Annotated in this window: 14 protein-coding genes and 1 pseudogene; 12 read left to right on the plus strand and 3 right to left on the minus strand. The window is 74.2% G+C overall.

The genetic code is table 11. From position 1 onward, the window contains the following. Positions 1 to 76: 76 nt before the first annotated feature. Positions 77 to 1,060 (minus strand): class I SAM-dependent methyltransferase, encoded by a 984-nt coding sequence (locus IH25_RS0128445; RefSeq protein WP_030616708.1) that lies wholly within the window; start codon positions 1,058 to 1,060, stop codon positions 77 to 79. A gap of 133 nt (positions 1,061 to 1,193) precedes the next feature. Between IH25_RS0128445 and cobT the strand changes: the two genes are divergently transcribed. From cobT to IH25_RS0128500, 11 genes are all read left to right on the plus strand, one after another. Then, positions 1,194 to 2,339: a nicotinate-nucleotide--dimethylbenzimidazole phosphoribosyltransferase gene (gene cobT / locus IH25_RS0128450; RefSeq protein ID WP_030616710.1), complete on the plus strand. Its 1,146-nt coding sequence runs from the start codon at positions 1,194 to 1,196 to the stop codon at positions 2,337 to 2,339. A 102-nt stretch (positions 2,340 to 2,441) separates the two neighbouring features. Further along, positions 2,442 to 4,238 (plus strand): phosphatidylglycerol lysyltransferase domain-containing protein, encoded by a 1,797-nt coding sequence (locus IH25_RS0128455; protein ID WP_030616712.1) that lies wholly within the window; start codon positions 2,442 to 2,444, stop codon positions 4,236 to 4,238. 7 nt (positions 4,239 to 4,245) lie between these two features. Further along, positions 4,246 to 4,983, plus strand: coding sequence for a hypothetical protein (locus tag IH25_RS41960; RefSeq protein WP_037655768.1), 738 nt, complete (start codon positions 4,246 to 4,248; stop codon positions 4,981 to 4,983). A gap of 71 nt (positions 4,984 to 5,054) precedes the next feature. Further along, positions 5,055 to 5,879: an adenosylcobinamide-GDP ribazoletransferase gene (locus IH25_RS0128465; RefSeq protein ID WP_030616718.1), complete on the plus strand. Its 825-nt coding sequence runs from the start codon at positions 5,055 to 5,057 to the stop codon at positions 5,877 to 5,879. A gap of 228 nt (positions 5,880 to 6,107) precedes the next feature. Then, positions 6,108 to 7,646: a leucyl aminopeptidase gene (locus IH25_RS0128470; protein WP_030616721.1), complete on the plus strand. Its 1,539-nt coding sequence runs from the start codon at positions 6,108 to 6,110 to the stop codon at positions 7,644 to 7,646. A 292-nt stretch (positions 7,647 to 7,938) separates the two neighbouring features. Continuing rightward, positions 7,939 to 9,327 (plus strand): dihydrolipoyl dehydrogenase, encoded by a 1,389-nt coding sequence (lpdA, locus tag IH25_RS0128475; protein WP_030616724.1) that lies wholly within the window; start codon positions 7,939 to 7,941, stop codon positions 9,325 to 9,327. Between the two features lie 62 nt (positions 9,328 to 9,389). Continuing rightward, on the plus strand, positions 9,390 to 11,210 hold the full coding sequence (sucB, locus tag IH25_RS0128480; protein WP_030616726.1) for a 2-oxoglutarate dehydrogenase, E2 component, dihydrolipoamide succinyltransferase: 1,821 nt from the start codon (positions 9,390 to 9,392) through the stop codon (positions 11,208 to 11,210). A gap of 257 nt (positions 11,211 to 11,467) precedes the next feature. Then, the gene (locus IH25_RS0128485; protein ID WP_030616728.1) at positions 11,468 to 12,091 is read left to right on the plus strand and encodes a GntR family transcriptional regulator; all 624 of its coding nucleotides are present in this window, start codon (positions 11,468 to 11,470) and stop codon (positions 12,089 to 12,091) included. A 279-nt stretch (positions 12,092 to 12,370) separates the two neighbouring features. Then, complete coding sequence (gene aceE / locus IH25_RS0128490) at positions 12,371 to 15,073, plus strand: pyruvate dehydrogenase (acetyl-transferring), homodimeric type (RefSeq protein WP_030616731.1); 2,703 nt, start codon at positions 12,371 to 12,373, stop codon at positions 15,071 to 15,073. Between the two features lie 90 nt (positions 15,074 to 15,163). Then, complete coding sequence (locus IH25_RS0128495) at positions 15,164 to 16,147, plus strand: helix-turn-helix transcriptional regulator (RefSeq protein ID WP_030616735.1); 984 nt, start codon at positions 15,164 to 15,166, stop codon at positions 16,145 to 16,147. A 58-nt stretch (positions 16,148 to 16,205) separates the two neighbouring features. Then, entirely contained in the window at positions 16,206 to 16,724 is a 519-nt protein-coding gene (locus IH25_RS0128500; RefSeq protein ID WP_030616737.1) for a DUF4240 domain-containing protein, read from the plus strand. A 194-nt stretch (positions 16,725 to 16,918) separates the two neighbouring features. Here the strand turns inward: IH25_RS0128500 and IH25_RS0128505 are convergent. Next, a pseudogene (locus IH25_RS0128505) lies at positions 16,919 to 17,746 on the minus strand (peptidoglycan recognition protein family protein); the annotation flags it as partial. Between the two features lie 165 nt (positions 17,747 to 17,911). Here IH25_RS0128505 and IH25_RS0128510 point away from each other — a divergent pair. Further along, complete coding sequence (locus IH25_RS0128510) at positions 17,912 to 19,093, plus strand: MarP family serine protease (protein ID WP_030616742.1); 1,182 nt, start codon at positions 17,912 to 17,914, stop codon at positions 19,091 to 19,093. Positions 19,094 to 19,130: 37 nt separating this feature from the next. Here the strand turns inward: IH25_RS0128510 and IH25_RS0128515 are convergent, their stop codons facing one another. Next, the gene (locus tag IH25_RS0128515; RefSeq protein ID WP_030616745.1) at positions 19,131 to 19,619 is read right to left on the minus strand and encodes a GNAT family N-acetyltransferase; all 489 of its coding nucleotides are present in this window, start codon (positions 19,617 to 19,619) and stop codon (positions 19,131 to 19,133) included. Positions 19,620 to 19,667 lie beyond the last annotated feature (48 nt).

A 19,667-nucleotide genomic window follows, 5' to 3' on the forward strand; every position in this document is an offset into this window, starting at 1 on the left:
GGGGCTCTGTTCACATGCGGCTCCGCCGCGGGGCGCGAGCAACCACGACGCACCCGCGGCCGGCGACGCACCGCGGCTACCCCCTCCCCTTGCGCACCACCACCCGGTACGCGTTGGAGAACCGAGTCCGCCGAAGCAGCGGAGCGCCCCCGTGGTCCAGGGCCGACGCCAGCGCCAGCGCCGGCGTGGCGGCGAGGTGGAGCGCCGGGTGGGCGTGGGCCAGGGAGAGGGCGACGGCCGCCGACAGGTCGTAGGGGATGTGCGGGGCCCTGCGGTCCACGACGAGGATCGCGCAGCCCAGCCCGGCCAGCTCCGCGCACAGGTTGGCCCGCGGCACCAGGTGCAGATGGCGCGGCTGCCCGTAGGGGAGCCACCACCGGCCCAGCAGGGTGGCGAACAGGCAGGCGGGGTCCGGGACTTCCACGACCAGGTGGCCGCCGGGACGCAGTACCGTCAGCGCGGCGCGGAGTTCGGCGCGCGGGTCGGGGGTGTGCTCCAGATGGTGGAACATGGTGACCACGTCGTAGCGGGCGCGCAGCCGGGCCGCCATCCCGGGGGTCGTCAGATAGCCGCGGTGCGCCTCCTCCACCCGGCCCTCCAGCAGCGCCTGTTCGACCCGCGCCGTGGGGTCGAGCCCGTCGAAGCTGGTGTACGGGAAGAACTCCTTCGCGGCCTCGGGAAAGCGGGCGTGCCCGGTGCCGACGTCCAGCCAGCTCTCCGGTTCGCCGAGTGCGGACAGGCGCCAGGCGGTGGCCCGGTGCCGGCGCCGGACCGCGCGGGCGGACAGCACCCGGGCGGCGAACTCCTCCAGCTGCCGCTCGTAGTAGTCCCGGTGGAAGAAGGCGAGTCCCTCCGCGCTGAGCCGGGGGTTCTGGAAGGCGTGGCCGCAGTCGCCGCACGCGTCGACGGTGAAGGTGCCGGCCCGGTGGCGCAGCGGGTCGGGGGCGCGCAGCCGGGTGCGCAGGCGCCGTGAGCCGCACCAGGGGCAGTCCTCCCGGCGCGGCTCCTGGAAGGGGTCGTAGGGGGTGGTGAACTGCGGGGTGAGGGGCGTGGTCGGCATGGGCGGCTCCCTGTGCGACATTCCGCGGCAAAGCGGAACGTATGGGATGCCGCTCCGAGGTGCAAAGACATCGCGGGGGTGTGGTGGCGATGTGGCGCCGGCCCGTCCGTACCCGGGCGGTACTGTTCGGCGAATGAGCAGCCTTAATCTGGACGACTTCACCGATCTCATCGAGCGCCCGGACGGGGGCGTACGCCGTGACGCCGAGGCCCTGCGGGAGCGCCGGACCGTGCCGCCCGGGGCGCTGGGCCGCCTCGACGAGCTGGGCGAGTGGCTGGCCGCCGCGCGGGGCGAGGTGCCGGTGCGGCCGGTCGAGCGACCGCGGGTGGTGCTCTTCGCCGGTGACCACGGCATCGCCCGGCTGGGCGTCTCCGCGCGGCCCGCGGGCGGCGCGGAGCAGCTGGTGCGGGCGGTGCTGGAGGGCGCGAGCCCCGTTTCGGTGCTCGCCCGCCGGCTGGAGGTGCCGGTACGGGTGGTGGACATGGCCCTGGACTGCCCGCCGGACGCCTTCCCGCCGGACGTGGTGCGGCACCGGGTGCGGCGCGGCAGCGGCCGTATCGACATCGAGGACGCGCTCACCCTGGAGGAGGCCGAGGCCGCGCTGCGGGCCGGGGTCGCGATCGCCGACGAGGAGGCCGACTCGGGCACCGATCTGGTCGTGCTCGGCGATGTCAGCGTGGGCGGGACCACGCCGGCGGCGGTGCTGATCGCCGCGCTGTGCGGCACCGACGCGTCCGTGGTGACCGGGCGCGGCGGGCTCGCGATCGACGACCTGACGTGGATGCGCAAGTGCGCGGCGATCCGGGACGCGCTCCGGCGGGCCCGGCCGGTGCTCGGCGACCAGCTCCAGCTGCTGGCGGCCGTGGGCGGGGCGGATCTGGCGGCGATGACCGGGTTCCTGTTGCAGTGCGCGGTGCGCAGGCTGCCGGTGATCCTCGACGGGGTCGTGGCCACCGCGTGCGCGCTGGTCGCCCAGCGGATCGCCTTCCGGGCGCCGGACTGGTGGCTGGCCGGGCACGCGAGCGGGGAGCCGGGGCAGGCCAAGGCGCTGGACCGGATGGCCCTGGAGCCGCTGCTGGAGCAGGGGGTGAAGGTCGGCGAGGGCGTGGGCGCGCTGCTGGCGCTGCCGCTGGTGCGGGCCGCCGCCGCGCTGGCCGCGGAACTGCCCGAGAAGGAGCCGGCGGAGGCCGAAAAGGCGGCAGAGGCCGAAAAGGCAGCCGAGGCGGTGGAGACGGCGGAGGCGGCGAAGGCGGCGGAGAAGGAACAGTCCATGGACTGACGCCGCTGCCGCTGCCCGTGCCACTGCCGCTGCCGCTGCCACGGGCGGACAAGGGGGCGAAAAGTGCGATTTACTGCAATCGCCCCCATATGATCATCCCTTATGGGAGACGCCCGAATCGTCCTGATGCGGCGCGCGAGGGCGCGGTGGGCCGCCGGGGCTTCCCGGCGGGCCGCCGCGTGCGCCGTCTGGTATCTGCGGACCGTCGCGTTCGTCAACTTCCTCAGCGCGGTGTGGGTGACGCTCGGCCAGGACGTGCGCCGGCACAACCAGGACGACTTCTTCACGCCGTACCTGCTGACGGCCGGCTTCGCCTCCGGCGCCCTCACCGCGTTCCTGGCCATCACCATGCGCCGCCGCAAACGGGCCGCGTGGATCCTGAACCTGGTGCTGAGCGGGCTCTTCCTGGTCCTGTTCGCGTTCGCCATGACCTTCCCGGAGATCCGCCGGTACGCCCAGAACTGGGTCTCCCTCGCGCTGACGGCCGCCTTCGTGGGCGCGCTGCTCCTCGGCCGCCGGGAGTTCTACGCCAAGGGCGACCGCTCCAACCCCCGGCTCGCGGCGACCGTGGCCGTCGGCGGCGGCCTGGCCGCGAGCCTGCTGGCCGGGCTGCTGGTGACGGTCACCAACCAGGCGCCGGACGCGGCCCGCTCGACGTTCCCCGAGCGCTGGTACTACGGCACCCTGCGGCTGGTGTCGGTGGCGGCCGAGGAGTCCCGCTTCCCCGGCATCGACCCGCCCAACTGGGCGAACGTGGCGGTGAACGTGCTCAGCACCGCGCTCCTGCTCGCCGTGCTGTACGCCGCCTTCCGCTCCCGGCGCGCCGTCGACCCGCTCACCGAGGACGACGAGAAGCGGCTGCGCGCACTGCTGGAGCGGCACGGTGACCGGGACTCGCTCGGCTACTTCGCGCTGCGCCGGGAGAAGAGCGTGGTGTGGTCCCCGACCGGGAAGGCCGCCGTCGCCTATCGCGTCGTGGGCGGGGTGAGCCTCGCGTCCGGGGATCCGCTCGGGGACCCGGAGGCCTGGCCGGGGGCGATCGTGCCGTGGCTAGCCGAGGCGCGGGCACACGGCTGGATCCCGGCGGTGATGGGCGCCGGCGAGGAGGCCGGGACGGTCTACGCCCGGCACGGCCTGGACGCGCTGGAACTCGGCGACGAGGCGGTCGTGGAGGTCGCCGAGTTCACCCTGGAGGGGCGGGCGATGCGCACCGTCCGGCAGGCGTACAACCGGGTGCGGCGGGCCGGGTACCGGGTGCGGATCCGGCGCCACGAGGACATCCCGGCGGCCGAGATGGCGTACCTGGTGCGGCGCGCCGACGACTGGCGGGACGGCGCGACCGAGCGTGGCTTCAGCATGGCGCTGGGGCGGCTCGGGGACCCCCGCGACGGGCGGTGCGTGATGCTGGAGTGCGTGGACGCCGAGGGGCGGCTGCGGGCGCTGCTGTCCTTCGTGCCCTGGGGCCCGCACGGCCTGTCGCTGGACCTCATGCGGCGGGAGCGGGACGTCGACGGCCACGCCAACGGGCTGATGGAGTTCATGGTCATCGAGCTGCTGCGGCGCGCCCGCGAGATCGGGATCACGCAGGTCTCGCTCAACTTCGCGATGTTCCGCTCGGTCTTCGAACGTGGCGCGCGCCTCGGCGCCGGACCGGTGCTGAGGCTGTGGCGGTCGCTGCTCGGCTTCTTCTCCCGCTGGTGGCAGATCGAGTCGCTGTACCGCGCCAACGCCAAGTACCGGCCCATCTGGGAACCGCGGTTCCTGCTCTTCGAGAAGACCGCGGACCTGCCGCGCATCGGCCTCGCCTCGGCCCGCGCGGAGGGGTTCCTGGAGGCGCCGGGACTGCCCGGCCGGCCGCGCCGGAGGCGACTGCGGAACGCATCGACCGTACGGGGATGAGGAGCACATGAGGAGAACGCTCGCCCGCTGGGCCCGGGCCGAATGGGGCCCGCTGTACGCCGCCGTGCGCGGCCCGCTGCGCCGGCGGGGGCCGGCCGCGCTGCCGCTGACCCTGGCCGCGGTGGGCCTGACGGCGTTCCTCCACTACGCCCAGCACCAGCCGTGGGGAGACCCGCTGGTGCGGAACCTGGGCGCCGTACGGGCCGACGACCCGCTGGGGCCGGCCCTGCTGCGTACCCCGCTGTCGCTGTTCGTGCCCGCGCCGGACCTGCCGGTGTGGGGGGCGCTGGCGCAGATCCTGCTGGTGTTCGGGATCGCGGAGCTGTGCCTGGGCCGGTGGCGGACGCTGGCCATCGCCTACGCCGCCACGCTCGCCGGGACCCTGTACGCGCGCCTCGGCATCACCCTCGGCGCGCACGCCCCGTTCGGGCTGCCGTGGACCGACGCGCAGGTGGTGGACACCGGCCCGTCGGCCGCGGTGGTGGGGCTCGCGGTGTACGTGGGCTGGCGGTACGGCGCCTACGCGACGGCGGCCGCGGTGACCCTGGCGATGGTCGCCGAGGTGCTGCTGAAGGAGAACCTGGCGGGCAAGGAGCACCTGGCCGCGCTCACCGTGGTGGGCCTGCTGTGCCTGCTGGCGGCGGTGCGGGACCGCCACCCGGACCACCCCGGCCGCCCCCGCCCGCACCGGAACCCGCCCGGCTGGACCGGCCGGGGCCCGGGCACCCCACCGGTCCGGACCTGAGGCCCGCCCGTCGAACGGTTGCCCCCTCCCAGGTGCCCCGGGGGTCCCGGACCGCCCGGTACCCTGCGCCGGTGCTCACGTCGTCCTCGTCGTCCTCTCCGCCGCCCCCTTCTCCCCCGTCCTCCGTCCGCGACGGTCTGCGGTTCGCCTTCGGCACGCTCACCGTGCTGCCCGTGCGGGTGCGCCGCTGGGACCGGGCGGCGGCGCGCGGCGGGATGCTGTGCGCCCCGGCGGCCGGGCTGGTCGTCGGCGGCTGCGCGGCCGGGCTCGGCCTGCTGCTGCTCCTCCTCGGCGCCGGTGCGCCGCTCGCCGCCGTCGCCTCGGTCGCCGTACCCGCCGCGCTGACCCGCGGCCTGCACCTGGACGGGCTGGCCGACACCGCCGACGGGCTGGGCAGCGGCAAGCCCGCCGAGGACGCGCTGCGCATCATGAAGCAGTCGGACATCGGGCCGTTCGGCGTACTCACCCTCGTCCTGGTGCTGCTGGCCCAGACGGCCGTACTGGCCCAGTTGTACAGCGCCTCCTGGGCACGGGGCGCCCTGGCGGCCGTGGTCTCCGCGGTCACGGCCCGGCTGGCGCTCACCCTGGCCGCCCGCGCCGGGGTGCCGGCCGCCCGCCCGGAGGGGCTGGGGGCGGCCGTGGCCGGGGTGGTGCCGAGGCCGGCCGCGCTGGGTGCCGCGGCCGTGGTGACGGCGGCGGCCGGGGCGGCGGGCGCCTGCCTCGGCGGGTACGACGGCGTGCGCACCGCCCTCGCGGTGGCCGTCGGTCTCGCGGTCGCCGAACCGCTGCTGCGACGGTGCGTGCGCCGCTTCGGCGGGGTCACCGGGGACGTGTTCGGCGCGGTCGCGGAGACGGCGGCGACGACCGCGCTCGTGGTGCTCTCGCTGGGCCGCTAGCGTGCGGCGGGAAGCCCGGCCCGGACACGACGCCACACGCGGGTGAACACCCGAAGGAATGATCGAACGCACCCACGCGCGTAGTCTCGTCCCGGGTGTTCGCCGACAGGGTGAAGGCCCCGGTTGCCACCTGTCCCCAGGCCTGGACCTAGGGTCGGCTGTCGGGCCCGGTCGACCCACCCCATTTCGGCCACTGCAACTTCACATCGGAAGCGAGAATTCACCACCGTGACTGCTCTGACTCTCAGCACCGCCGCGGCGCCCGGCCTGCGGGCCGACGCGATCGTGATCGGTGTCGCCAAGGGCGCCCAGGGGCCCGTCGTCGCGCCGGGCGCCGAGGCCGTGGACAAGGCGTACGACGGCAAGCTGGCCGGCGTCCTGGAGACCCTCGGCGCCTCGGGTGCCGAGGGCGAGCTGACGAAGCTGCCCGCGCCGGCCGGCTTCAAGGCCCCGCTCGTGGTGGCGGTGGGCCTGGGCGCCCGGCCCGCGGACGACGACGCCGGCTATGACGCCGAGGCGCTGCGCAAGGCCGCCGGTGTGGCCGCCCGCGCGCTCTCCGGGTCCAAGAAGGCCGCGTTCGCGCTGCCCGTCGACGGCCCCGGCGCGATCGGCGCGATCGGCGAGGGCGTCCTGCTCGGCGCCTACTCCTTCGACGCCTACAAGGGCGGCGCCCAGGACGCGAAGAACGCCAAGGCCAAGAACGGCAAGGCGCCGCTGGCCGAGGCCGCGCTGCTCGGCGGCAAGCCGCGCGACGCCGCCCACAAGGGCGCGCTCGCCCGCGCGGTCGCGGTCTGCGAGGAGCTGAACCGCGCCCGCGACCTGGTCAACATGCCGCCGAACGACCTCACCCCCGCCGCCTTCGCCGCGCTCACGCAGACCGCGGCCAAGGAGCACGGCATCAAGGTGCAGGTGCTCGACGACAAGGCCCTGGTCAAGGGCGGCTACGGCGGCATCCTCGGCGTCGGCGGCGGCTCGGCGGCCACCCCGCGCCTGGTCAAGCTGTCGTACAAGCACCCGAAGGCGGAGAAGCACCTGGCCTTCGTCGGCAAGGGCATCACCTACGACTCGGGCGGCATCTCGCTGAAGCCGGCCGGGCACAACGAGACGATGAAGTGCGACATGAGCGGTGCCGCCGCCGTGTTCGCCGCGGTCGTCGCCGCCGCCCGGCTCGGCCTGGAGGTCGAGGTCACCGGCTGGCTGGCACTGGCCGAGAACATGCCGTCCGGCTCCGCCGTCCGCCCGGGCGACGTGCTGCGCATGTACAGCGGCAAGACGGTCGAGGTGCTCAACACCGACGCCGAGGGCCGGCTGGTGCTCGCCGACGCGCTGTGGGCGGCCTCGCAGGAGAACCCGGACGCGATCGTGGACGTCGCCACGCTGACCGGCGCGATGATGCTGGCGCTGGGCACCCGGACGTTCGGTGTCATGGCCAACGACGACGCGTTCCGCACCGCGGTGCACGAGGCGGCCGAGGAGGTCGGCGAGCCGGCCTGGCCGATGCCGCTGCCGGAGCACCTGCGCAAGGGCATGGACTCGCAGGTGGCCGACATCGCGAACATGGGCGAGCGCTGGGGCGGCGGGCTGGTGGCCGGCCTGTTCCTGCGCGAGTTCGTGGGCGAGGGCATCACCTGGGCGCACCTGGACATCGCCGGGCCGGCGTTCAACGAGGGCGGCCCGTTCGGGTACACCCCGAAGGGCGGCACGGGCTCCGCGGTGCGGACGCTGGTGCGGCTGGCCGAGCTCACGGCCGAGGGTGACCTCGGGTAACGGGTCCCCGGGGGCTCGGTCCCGCCCGATGTCCGACGGCTCCGCCGCGTGCGGGCGGGTCGCGCCCCCGCGGCGGAGCCGCGCATCGGATACGGCCCCGCGCCTCGCGCGGGGCCGAACGTGGGACGTCTCACACACCGGCCCGGCGTCTCGATCCCGTCCGACAAGTGCAAAGATGGAGCCCGGCAGGACAGGGCCCCCACCGAAGGGCCGAAGCATCAAGCGGCCGGACACCAGCCGCCTGCCGGTCATCGCCGACCGGCGCACGGCGCACATGCATGGAGGACGTGACGTGGCGAACGACGCCAGCACCGTTTTCGACCTAGTGATCCTCGGCGGTGGTAGCGGTGGTTACGCCGCGGCCCTGCGCGGGGCTCAGCTGGGCCTGGACGTCGCCCTGATCGAGAAGGACAAGGTCGGCGGCACCTGCCTGCACAAGGGTTGCATCCCCACCAAGGCTCTGCTCCACGCGGGCGAGATCGCCGACCAGGCCCGCGAGAGCGAGCAGTTCGGCGTCAAGGCCTCCTTCGAGGGCATCGACGTCCCGGCCGTCCACAAGTACAAGGACGAAGTCATCTCGGGCCTGTACAAGGGTCTGCAGGGTCTGATCGCCTCGCGCAAGGTGACGTACATCGAGGGCGAGGGCCGGCTGTCCTCCCCCACCTCCGTCGACGTGAACGGCCAGCGTGTCCAGGGCCGCCACATCCTGCTGGCGACCGGCTCCGTGCCGAAGTCCCTGCCGGGCCTGGAGATCGACGGCAACCGCATCATCTCCTCCGACCACGCCCTGGTCCTGGACCGCGTGCCGAAGTCCGCCATCATCCTGGGCGGCGGTGTCATCGGCGTCGAGTTCGCCTCGGCGTGGAAGTCCTTCGGTGCCGACGTCACGGTCATCGAGGGCCTGAAGCACCTCGTCCCGGTCGAGGACGAGAACTCCTCCAAGCTTCTCGAGCGCGCCTTCCGCAAGCGCGGCATCAAGTTCAACCTGGGCACGTTCTTCCAGAAGGCCGAGTACACCCAGGACGGTGTGAAGGTCACCCTGGCGGACGGCAAGGAGTTCGAGGCCGAGCTGCTGCTCGTCGCCGTCGGCCGCGGCCCGGTCTCCCAGGGCCTCGGCTACGAGGAGCAGGGCGTCGCGATGGACCGCGGCTACGTGCTCGTCGACGAGTACATGCGCACCAACGTCCCGACCATCTCCGCCGTCGGTGACCTCGTCCCGACCCTCCAGCTCGCGCACGTCGGCTTCGCCGAGGGCATCCTGGTGGCGGAGCGCCTGGCCGGCCTGAAGGTCGTCCCGATCGACTACGACGGTGTTCCGCGGGTGACGTACTGCCACCCGGAGGTCGCCTCCGTCGGCATCACGGAGGCCAAGGCCAAGGAGGTCTACGGCGCGGACAAGGTCGTCTCCATCAAGTTCCCGCTCGGCGGCAACGGCAAGAGCCGGATCCTGAAGACCGCGGGCGAGATCAAGCTCGTGCAGGTCAAGGACGGTGCCGTGGTCGGCGTCCACATGGTGGGCGACCGCATGGGCGAGCAGGTCGGCGAGGCGCAGCTGATCTACAACTGGGAGGCGCTGCCGTCCGAGGTGGCCCAGCTCATCCACGCCCACCCGACGCAGAACGAGGCGCTCGGCGAGGCCCACCTGGCCCTGGCCGGCAAGCCCCTCCACATGCACGACTGACGCCTTCCGTCTTCGGGCGCGACGACACAGACTTCCGCAATTCGTTAGGAGTAACCGAAACCATGGCGGTTTCCGTAACCCTTCCGGCGCTCGGCGAGAGCGTCACCGAGGGCACTGTCACCCGCTGGCTGAAGGCCGAGGGCGAGCGCGTCGAGGCCGACGAGCCGCTGCTCGAGGTCTCGACGGACAAGGTCGACACCGAGATCCCCGCCCCCGCCTCGGGCATCCTGGCCTCCATCAAGGTGGCCGAGGACGAGACGGTCGAGGTGGGCGCCGAGCTGGCCCTCATCGACGACGGCACGGGTGCGCCCGCCGCCGCTCCGGCCCCGGCCGCCGAGGCCCCCGCCGCCGAGCCCGCCCCCGCCGCCGAGCCCGCCCCCGCCGCCGAGCCCGCCCCGGCCGCCGAGGCTCCGGCCCCGGCTCCGGCGCCCGCCGCCGAGGCCGCTCCGGCCGCTCCGGCCGGTGGCGCCGAGGGCACCGACGTGGTCCTGCCCGCGCTGGGCGAGTCCGTCACCGAGGGCACCGTGACCCGCTGGCTGAAGTCGGTCGGCGACACCGTCGAGGCCGACGAGCCGCTGCTCGAGGTCTCCACGGACAAGGTCGACACCGAGATCCCCGCCCCCGCCTCGGGTGTGCTGCTGGAGATCGTGGTCGGCGAGGACGAGACGGCCGAGGTCGGCGCCAAGCTCGCCGTCATCGGTGCGCCGGGTGCCGCTCCGGCCCCCGCCGCCGAGGCCGCCCCGGCCGCCCCCGAGGCCGCCCCGGCCCCCGCTCCCGCCCCGGCTCCGGCCGCTGCCCCGGCGCCCGCTCCGGCCCCGGCGCCGGCCCCCGCCGCTCCGGCTCCGGCCCCCGCCGCTGCCGCCCCGGCTCCGGCGCCCGCCCCGGCTCCGGCTCCGGTCACCCCGGCCACCGCGCCGACCTCGCCGACCGCCACCCAGGCGACCGACGAGGGCGCCTACGTGACCCCGCTGGTGCGCAAGCTCGCCGCCGAGAACGGCGTCGACCTGGCCACCGTCAAGGGCACCGGCGTCGGCGGCCGGATCCGCAAGCAGGACGTCCTCGCCGCCGCCGAGGCCGCGAAGGCCGCCACCGCTGCCCCGGCCCCCGCCGCGGCCGCCCCGGCCGCCGCCGCCAAGAAGGCGCCGGCGCTGGAGGCCTCCCCGCTGCGCGGCCAGACCGTCAAGATGCCCCGCATCCGCAAGGTCATCGGCGACAACATGGTCAAGGCGCTGCACGAGCAGGCGCAGCTGTCGTCGGTCGTCGAGGTCGACGTCACCCGTCTGATGAAGCTGCGCGCCCGGGCGAAGGACTCCTTCGCGGCCCGCGAGGGCGTCAAGCTCTCCCCGATGCCGTTCTTCGTCAAGGCCGCCGCGCAGGCGCTGAAGGCCCACCCGGTCATCAACGCCAAGATCAACGAGGCCGAGGGGACCATCACCTACTTCGACACCGAGAACATCGGTATCGCGGTGGACTCCGAGAAGGGCCTGATGACCCCGGTCATCAAGAACGCCGGCGACCTGAACATCGCGGGCATCGCCAAGGCCACGGCGGAGCTCGCGGGCAAGGTCCGGGCGAGCAAGATCACCCCGGACGAGCTGTCCGGCGCGACCTTCACCATCTCCAACACCGGTTCGCGCGGCGCGCTGTTCGACACGATCATCGTGCCGCCGGGCCAGGTCGCGATCCTCGGCATCGGTGCCACGGTCAAGCGTCCGGCCGTCATCGAGACCGAGGAGGGCACGGTCATCGGCGTCCGCGACATGACCTACCTGACCCTCTCCTACGACCACCGTCTGGTCGACGGCGCCGACGCGGCCCGTTACCTGACCGCGGTCAAGGCGATCCTGGAGGCGGGCGAGTTCGAGGTCGAGCTCGGCCTCTGAACGGCTCCCGGGTGCGAGGACCGAAGCGGCGCCAAGCCGGGCCTGTGACCCATCGCGCCTGATCAGGCGTACGAACACCCCGTCCGGGGCTTTTTCCGGGCGGGGTGTTCGTGTTTGTCCGGGTGCGCAGCGTGTAAGGCTCGTCTCACCTGCGTCAAAGCGCCTCCGCACGCCCTCCCCGCGGAGCGAAGCAGCCGTATTGTCTAAGCGTCAAAGCCCCCGGGGGCCGCAGGCCGGCCCCTCCCTAAGGAGCCGTCATGACCGCGCCCGTCGTCCACTCGCTGCGCGAGCAGATCCGCGAGCACATCGTGGAGGGAATCGTCAGCGGGCGCTGGCAGCCGGGTGAGCGCATCGTGGAGCGGCGGATCGCGACCGAGCTGGAGGTCAGCCAGACCCCGGTGCGGGAGGCGCTGCGCGAGCTGGAGTCGCTGCGGCTGATCGAGTCGGCCCCGAACAAGGGCGTACGCGTCCGCAATCTGACGGCGGCCGACCTGGAGGAGAGCTACCCGGTCCGGGCGGGCCTGGAGGCGATCGCCGCCGAGCTGGCGGCGGAGCGGCTCGCGGAGGACTGCTCGGCGCTGGAGCCGCACGTCACGGCCCTGTACGAGGCCGACCGGAAGGCGGACGGCACGGCCCAGGTGCGGCACACGGTCGGCTTCCACCGGGAGCTGGTGCGGGCCGCGCACAACTCGGTGCTGCTGCACACGTGGGAAGGCCTGGGCATCGAGGTCTTCACGGCGCTGTCGATCCGCTGGCTGGGCACCGTCCAGCAGTCGTACGCGGAGGAGCACGAGGAGCTGGTGCAGGCGTTCCAGCGCCGTGACCCGCGGATCGCCGAACTGGTGAAGGCGCATGTCCTGGGGTGCGCCCCGCGCGCCTGACCACGCCCGACCACGCCTGACCCAGGCGAGCATCCCCCCGCTCACCTGCGAAAACCCCGCTCCAGGGCGGCACCGGGTGCCCATTTCGAAGGCACCGGGTGCCTACTTTCTCGGATTCGAGACTTTTTCCCCCTCAACCCTTTGATCGATCATCGATCAGAGGGTTACAGTCGCCGACGGACTTCCACCGAAGTCCGCTGCCCTGTCCTGCCAAAGACCTAGGGCACCCCCGAACCCTTGACGATGAGGGAACCCCCTTCGACTGAGGAAGGCGGCGACATGACCGACCCCAACGCCATCCAGCCGAGCGCGCTCGACCAGCTCCCGGACCGCGACCCGGAGGAGACCGCCGAATGGCAGGCCTCCCTGGACGCCGTCGCCAGGGAAGCCGGACCGCACCGCGCCGCGTACCTGATGCGTCGCACGCTGGAGCGCGCCGAGGCGGGCGGCATCGCGCTGCCGAAGCTCCTCGAGACCGACTACGTCAACACCATCCCCACCTCCGCGGAGCCGGCCCTGCCCGGTGACCCGGAGCTGGAGGCCCGGATCACCGCGTGGAACCGCTGGAACGCGGCGGCCATGGTGACCCGGGGCAGCAAGCACGGCGTCGGCGGCCACATCGCGACCTTCGCCTCCGCCGCCTGGCTGTACGAGACCGGCTTCAACCACTTCTTCAAGGGCAAGGAGGGCGACGGCTCCGGCGACCAGCTGTACATCCAGGGCCACGCCTCCCCCGGCATCTACGCCCGCGCCTTCCTCGACGGCCGGCTCACCGAGCAGCACCTGGACAACTTCCGCCAGGAGGCCGGCGGCAACGGCCTGCCCTCGTACCCGCACCCGCGGCGGCTGCCCTGGATGTGGGAGTTCCCGACGGTCTCCATGGGCCTCGGCCCGCTGTCGGCGATCTACCAGGCGCGGTTCAACCGCTACCTGACCAACCGCGGCATCAAGGACGTCTCCGCCTCCCACGTCTGGGCCTTCCTCGGCGACGGCGAGATGGACGAGCCGGAGTCCACGGCCGCCCTCGCGCTGGCCTCGCGGGAGCAGCTGGACAACCTCACCTTCGTCATCAACTGCAACCTCCAGCGCCTGGACGGCCCGGTCCGCGCCAACTTCAAGATCGTGCAGGAGCTGGAGGCCCAGTTCCGCGGCGCCGGCTGGAACGTGATCAAGACGCTGTGGGGCACGGCCTGGGACGAGCTGTTCGCCTTGGACACCACGGGCGCGCTGGTCCGCCGGCTGCGCGAGGTACCGGACGCGCAGGTGCAGACGTACCAGACCCGCGACGCCGCCTACATCCGCGAGGACTTCTTCGGCAAGGACCCGGCGCTGGTCGAGATGGCCAAGCTGCTGAGCGACGACAAGATCCTCGAGTGCTTCCACCTCTCGCGCGGTGGTCACGAGGCGAGCAAGGTCTACGCCGCGTACAAGGCCGCCGTCGAGCACAAGGGCGCGCCGACCGTGATCCTGGCGCAGACGGTCAAGGGCCACACCCTGGGCGAGGGCTTCGCGTCGAAGAACGCCAACCACCAGATGAAGAAGCTGACGGTGGACGAGTTCAAGGCGATGCGCGACCGCCTCGACCTGCCGATCAAGGACAGCGACTTCGTCGACGGCGTGGTGCCCTACGGCCACCCGGGCGCCGACTCCCCGGAGGTGCGCTACCTCCAGGAACGCCGCGCGGCCCTCGGCGGCCCGGCCCCGGCCCGCCGCACCCACGCGCTGCCCGCGCTGCCGGCCCCGGCGGAGAAGGCGTTCGCCTCCTTCGACAAGGGCTCCGGCTCCCAGAACGTGGCCACCACCATGGCCTTCGTCCGCCTGATCAAGGACCTGGTCCGCGACAAGGAGACGGGCAAGCGCTGGGTGCCGATCGTCCCGGACGAGGCGCGCACCTTCGGCATGGAGAGCCTCTTCCCGTCGCTCGGCATCTACTCGCCCAAGGGCCAGACGTACGAGCCGGTCGACCGCGACCAGCTGATGTACTACAAGGAGGCCAAGAACGGCCAGATCCTCAACGAGGGGATCACCGAGGCCGGCTCGATGGCCGACTTCATCGCCGCTTCGACGTCGTACGCGACGCACGGCGAGGCGATGATCCCGTTCTACATCTTCTACTCGATGTTCGGCTGGCAGCGCACGGCCGACCAGATGTGGCAGCTCGGCGACCAGCTCGGCCGCGGCTTCCTGATCGGCGCGACGGCGGGCCGTACCACCCTGACGGGCGAGGGCCTCCAGCACGCCGACGGCCACTCCCCGGTGATCGCCGCGACCAACCCGGCCGCGCTGACGTACGACCCCGCGTTCGCCTACGAGGTCGCGGTGATCGTCCGTGAGGGTCTGCGCCGGATGTACGGCGAGGCCAAGCCGGGCGAGGACCAGAACGTCTTCTACTACCTGACGGTCTACAACGAGCCGCTGCCGCAGCCGGCCAAGCCGCAGGGGCTCGGCATCGACGAGGGCATCGTCAAGGGCCTGTACCGCTTCAGCACGGCCGAGTCCGCCGGCATCGCCGTGGCGGCGGGCGCCCCGCGCATCCAGCTGCTGGGCTCCGGCACGGCGATCCACTGGGCCCTCAAGGCGCAGAAGCTGCTGGCCGAGGAGTGGGGCGTGGCCGCCGACGTGTGGTCCGCGACCTCCTGGACCGAGCTGCGCCGGGACGCGCTGGAGGCCGACGCGGCGCTGCTGCGCGGCGAGGACCGGGTGCCGTACGTCCGCCAGGCCCTGCAGGGCGCCGAGGGTCCGGTGCTCGCGGTGTCCGACTACATGCGCCAGGTCCCGGACCAGATCGCGCAGTGGGTCGAGCAGGACTGGTCCTCGCTGGGCGCCGACGGCTTCGGCCTGTCGGACACCCGTGAGGCCGCCCGCCGCCACTTCGGCGTCGACGCCGAGTCGATCGTCGTGGCCGCCCTGGCCCAGCTCGCCCGCCGCGGCGAGGTCAAGGCGACGGCGGTCAAGGAGGCCCGGGAGAAGTACGGGCTGTAGAAGTACGGGCCGTAGAAGTACGGTCTGTAACGGACCGGTCCGGTGAGCAGGCCCCCGCTTCGGCGGGGGCCTCTTTGCCATCATGGGCGCATGCGTGCGGCCCGGCTCATCAAGATGGTTCTGCTGCTCCAGTCCCGGCCCGTGATGACCGCCGGTGAGCTGGCGCGGGAGCTGGAGGTGTCGGAGCGGACCGTGACGCGGGACGCCCAGGCCCTGTCCGAGGCGGGGGTGCCGGTGTACGCCGACCGGGGGCGGGCCGGGGGCTACCGGCTGGTCGGGGGGTACCGGACGCGGCTGACCGGGCTGGCCCGCGGCGAGGCCGAGGCGCTGTTCCTGAGCGGGGTGCCGGGGGCGCTGCGGGAGATGGGCCTGGCGGACGCCGCCTCGGCGGCCCGGCTGAAGGTGTCGGCGGCCCTGCTGCCCTCGCTGCGGGACGCCCCGGACACCGCCGCGCAGCGCTTCCACCTGGACGCGCCCGCCTGGTTCCGGGAGCCGGAGACGCCCGCGCTGCTGCCGGTGCTCGCCGAGGCGGTGTGGGACGACGCCCGGGTCCTCGCCCGGTACCGGCGCGGGCAGGACACGGTGGAGCGGCGGCTGGAGCCGTACGGACTCGTGCTGAAGGCCGGTGTCTGGTACTTGTGCGCGCGGGTGGACGCGAGCGGTTCCTTCCGGACGTACCGGATCGACCGGTTCACCGCCGTGGACCGGCTCGGCGAGCGGTTCGAGCGCGACCTGGAGTTCGACCTGCCGGGTTTCTGGGCGGAGCAGGCCGAGCGGTTCGCCCGGTCGATCCTGCGTGCCGAGGTCGTCGTACGGCTCTCCCCGGAGGGGGTGCGCCGGCTGCCGCACGCCGTGGATCCGCTCGCCGCGCGAACGGCTCTCGTCCGGCCGGGCGCGCCGGATCCGGCGGGCTGGGTGACGGTGACGCTGCCCGTGGAGTCGGAGGAGGTCGCGCACGAGCAGCTGACGGCGCTCGGGCCGGAGGCCGAGGTGCTGGCGCCGGCCGCGCTGCGCGAGCGGTTCGCGGCGGACGCGGCCCGCGCCGCCGCGCTGTACCACGGCGGGGCCGGCTGAGCACCTCGGCCGTACTCCGGGTGCGTGCCACCGGGTGAGGCCCGATGCTGGTGGCGTGATGGACGAGACGGAGTTCTGGGAGCTGATCGACTCCACCCGCCAGGCCGCCGGGGGCGACCCCGAGGAGCAGGCCGACCTGCTGGTGGAGCGGCTTCTCGCGCTGGATCCCGAGCGGGTCCTGGACTTCGCCCGCCACTTCGAGGCCCGCTACAACCGCGCCTACCGCTGGGATCTGTGGGGCGCGGCCTGGCTGCTGCTGGACGGGTGCAGCGACGACGCGTTCGACTTCTTCCGGTGCTGGCTGATCGGTCAGGGCAGGGAGGTGTTCGAGGGGGCCCTGCACGATCCGGACGCGCTCGCCGGGCTGCTGGGCGAGTTCGACGAGGAGATCGACGGCGACGGCGAGGAGCTGGGGTACGCGGCGGACGAGGCGTACGAGCAGCTGACCGGCACCGTCGCCCCCGAGCTGGGCCTTGCCCCGGCCCCGGCCGAGCCGGAGGGCACACCGCTGGACCTGGAGGACGACCGGGTGCTCGCGGAGCGGTTTCCCCGGCTGTGGGAGCGGCTGCGGACATGACGGCCTCACGGCTGTTTCCCGTGTGTCCCGCCTGCCGTCGGCTCGGCTCCCCGGCCGGGGGTGCCGGGCCCGCCGGTGCCCGCCGCGGCCGTGGGGCGCAGAGGGGGACGCGGACCGTGGGTCTTCGGGGACGGCGTCGTGACCGGCTTCCGGGGTGGTGCCGTGACCGGTTTCCGGGGTGGCGTCGTGGCCGGGCGGCCCTGGAGCAGGGCGGCGCGTTCCCGGATGGCCGGGAGGCGGGCGGTCAGGGCCGCGCCGGGGCAGCTGGTGTGGAATCCGGCGTCGTGCCCGGCGAGGGCGGGCAGGGTGGCGGCGGCGCCCGCCCGGTAGCGGCTCTCGCCGCTGCTGGAGACCAGCCGGGCCCGGCCGCGCGGGTCGATGTCGGCGAGCCCGAGCTTCCAGGCCGCGAGGGCGGCGATGGCGTCGGTCATGGCGCGGGGCACGGGGACGCCGGCGGTGAAGGTGCCGAGGGCGGCGATCCCGGCGGTGCGGTGGTTGAAGCCCTGGGTGTGGGCGCCGGTGACGGGCCGGTCGATGCCTCCGGCCCGGCCCTCGTAGATGGTGCCGCAGCGGTCGACGAGGAAGTTGTAGCCGATGTCGTCCCAGTGCCGGGCGCCGGTCTGCCCGGCGTACAGGCCACGGATGATGCGCGGCGCGTCGGCGCAGGCGTAGCCGTTGGGCGAGTCGGTGTGGTGCAGGAAGACGGCCACCACCTTGTCGTCGTAGCGCGGGGGCGGCTGGGTGTGCCCGGTGACGCGGTCCAGCCAGGCGGAGCGCGGCACGATGCGCGGCCGGGCGGCCCGGTGTCCGGCGGGCGGACGGGCGCCGGCGGCGGGGCGGTCGGGGCGGGAGACGGCGGCGCGCTCGGCGCCGCGGGCGCATACGACCAGGGCGCCGACGGCGAGCAGCCCGGGCAGGCAGCCGAGCAGCACCAGCAGCGCCCCGGGTATCCGCCGTGCGGTACGGGGGTTCCCCGCGGCGGGCCGTGCCGGGGCCTGCGGGGCTCTTCGGAGGACACGCATGATCCCACTGTCAAGCCGCCGGGCCGTACCCGCGCCGCACGTTCTGCCACCTGGCGGAACCTTTGTCCCGGTCCGGGTCCCTTCCGGGGAGTGCTCCGCGTCCGGGTCCGCCGGGGGCAGGGGTTCGGCCGGCCCGTACCGGGGGTCCGAGAGAAAGGCGCTGCCGTGAACCTGCTGGATCTGCTGCTCGCCGTGGTGGCCGTCTGCTCGGCGGTGTCGGGATACCGGCGCGGGCTGGTGGCCGGGTGTGTCTCGCTGGCCGGGTTCGCGGGCGGCGCGGCCGTCGGAATGCGGCTGCTGCCGTGGGCGACGGGCCAGGTGCGGGGGTCGGCGGCGGTCACGGCGCTCGCCGCGGTGACGCTGCTGGTGCCGGCGGTACTGGGGCACGCGCTGGCGGGCCGGGCGGCGCGGCGGCTGCGCGGGCGGCCGGCCCGGGGCCCGCTGCGGGTGGCGGACGGCGTCGGGGGCGCCGCGGTGAAGGCGGGGGCGGTGCTGGTGGTGGCGGGGGTGGCGGCGAGCGTGCTGGGCGCGGCCCCGTCCCCGGGGCTGGCGGCGGAGGTACGGGACTCGACGCTGCTGGGCGTGGTGCGGCAGCGGATGCCCGGGACGACGCCCGCCTGGTTCTCACGGGCCACGTCCGTGCTGTCCGAGGCGGGTCTCCCCCGGGTGTCCGACCGGTGGGGGCCCGAGCCGGCGGCCCGGGTGACCCGGCCCGGCAGCGACGGTGTCACCCCGGCCGCCACCCGGGCGGCCCGGCGCGGCACGGTCAAGATCCAGGGAGTCGCGGGCGCCGAGGGCCGCGAGGGCAGCGGGTTCGTCTACGCGTCCCAGCACGTGCTGACCAACGCGCACGTGGTGGCCGGCATCGACCGGCCGAGCGTGCGGGTCGGCGGGGCCGGGCGGTCGTATCCGGCCCGGGTGGTGCTGTTCGACCCGGGCCGGGACGTGGCGGTGCTGTATGTGCCCGGGCTGCGCGCCCCCGCGCTGCGGTTCGCCCCGGACGCCGGGCGCGGGGCTTCGGCGGTGGTGGCGGGCTACCCGGAGAACGGCGGCCTGGGCCTGCGGACGGCGACGGTGGCGGACCGGGTGCGGGCGGTCGGCCCGGACATCCACGACGAGCGCACGGTCACCCGGGAGGTGTACGCGATCCGCTCCGAGGTCCTGCCGGGCGACTCCGGGGGCCCGCTGCTGACCCCGGACGGCCGGGTGCTCGGGATGGTCTTCGCCCGGTCCGCCTCGGACGCGGGGACGGGGTATGCGCTGACGGCGGCCGAGCTGACGGGCGACGCCCGGCGGGCGGCCGCGGCGACGGCGCGGGTGGACACCGGAGAGCTGGTCGCCGCGTAGGACCGGTGTTGTCACCGGGACTTCGTGACAGCCGTGTTCACAGGGTCCGGCCCATGAACACGTCGTCCACGTAGCGGCCGTCGAGGAAGAACTCCCCCGGCAGCACGCCCTCGACGGCGAACCCCTCGGACTCGTACAGCGCCCGGGCCGGGGCGTTGTGCCCGAGCACCCGCAGGGTCAGCCGGCGGGCGCCGCGCTCGCGCGCGCGGTCGACGGCGGCCCGGACCAGCGCGCGCCCGACACCCCGGCCGCGCGCCTCGCCGGCGACGGCGAACCCCTGGATCTGCAGGACGTGCGCGTTGGAGGCGAGCGGGGTGGGACGGGCGAGGCGGATGTAGCCGAGCAGGCGTCCGCCGTCCTCGGCGACGAGGAAGTCCTCCGGGCGGTGCCTGTCGTCGAAGAACGGCGGGTACGGCGGCGTCGGCCGGGGCATCACGGCGTGCAGGGGGGACCAGGTGGCCCGGTCGAGGAGGGCCAGTTCCTCCTCGTCGCGGGCCTGGGCGGTGCGTATGCGGGGCTCGGACATGACGATCACCCTAGGGGCCGCCATGCGGGCGGCCAACGGGTTTCCGGG

This window comes from Streptomyces achromogenes subsp. achromogenes, assembly GCF_000720835.1.
Taxonomy (GTDB): domain Bacteria; phylum Actinomycetota; class Actinomycetes; order Streptomycetales; family Streptomycetaceae; genus Streptomyces; species Streptomyces achromogenes.

What these genes read in the sequence shown, in the direction of transcription:
- IH25_RS0128445 (WP_030616708.1), bottom strand. Translation starts at nt 1,060, where the DNA reads ATGCCGACCACGCCCCTCACCCCGCAGTTCACCACCCCCTACGACCCC.
- cobT (WP_030616710.1), top strand. Translation starts at nt 1,194, where the DNA reads ATGAGCAGCCTTAATCTGGACGACTTCACCGATCTCATCGAGCGCCCG.
- IH25_RS0128455 (WP_030616712.1), top strand. Translation starts at nt 2,442, where the DNA reads ATGGGAGACGCCCGAATCGTCCTGATGCGGCGCGCGAGGGCGCGGTGG.
- IH25_RS41960 (WP_037655768.1), top strand. Translation starts at nt 4,246, where the DNA reads ATGAGGAGAACGCTCGCCCGCTGGGCCCGGGCCGAATGGGGCCCGCTG.
- sucB (WP_030616726.1), top strand. Translation starts at nt 9,390, where the DNA reads ATGGCGGTTTCCGTAACCCTTCCGGCGCTCGGCGAGAGCGTCACCGAG.
- IH25_RS0128485 (WP_030616728.1), top strand. Translation starts at nt 11,468, where the DNA reads ATGACCGCGCCCGTCGTCCACTCGCTGCGCGAGCAGATCCGCGAGCAC.
- aceE (WP_030616731.1), top strand. Translation starts at nt 12,371, where the DNA reads ATGACCGACCCCAACGCCATCCAGCCGAGCGCGCTCGACCAGCTCCCG.
- IH25_RS0128495 (WP_030616735.1), top strand. Translation starts at nt 15,164, where the DNA reads ATGCGTGCGGCCCGGCTCATCAAGATGGTTCTGCTGCTCCAGTCCCGG.
- IH25_RS0128500 (WP_030616737.1), top strand. Translation starts at nt 16,206, where the DNA reads ATGGACGAGACGGAGTTCTGGGAGCTGATCGACTCCACCCGCCAGGCC.
- IH25_RS0128515 (WP_030616745.1), bottom strand. Translation starts at nt 19,619, where the DNA reads ATGTCCGAGCCCCGCATACGCACCGCCCAGGCCCGCGACGAGGAGGAA.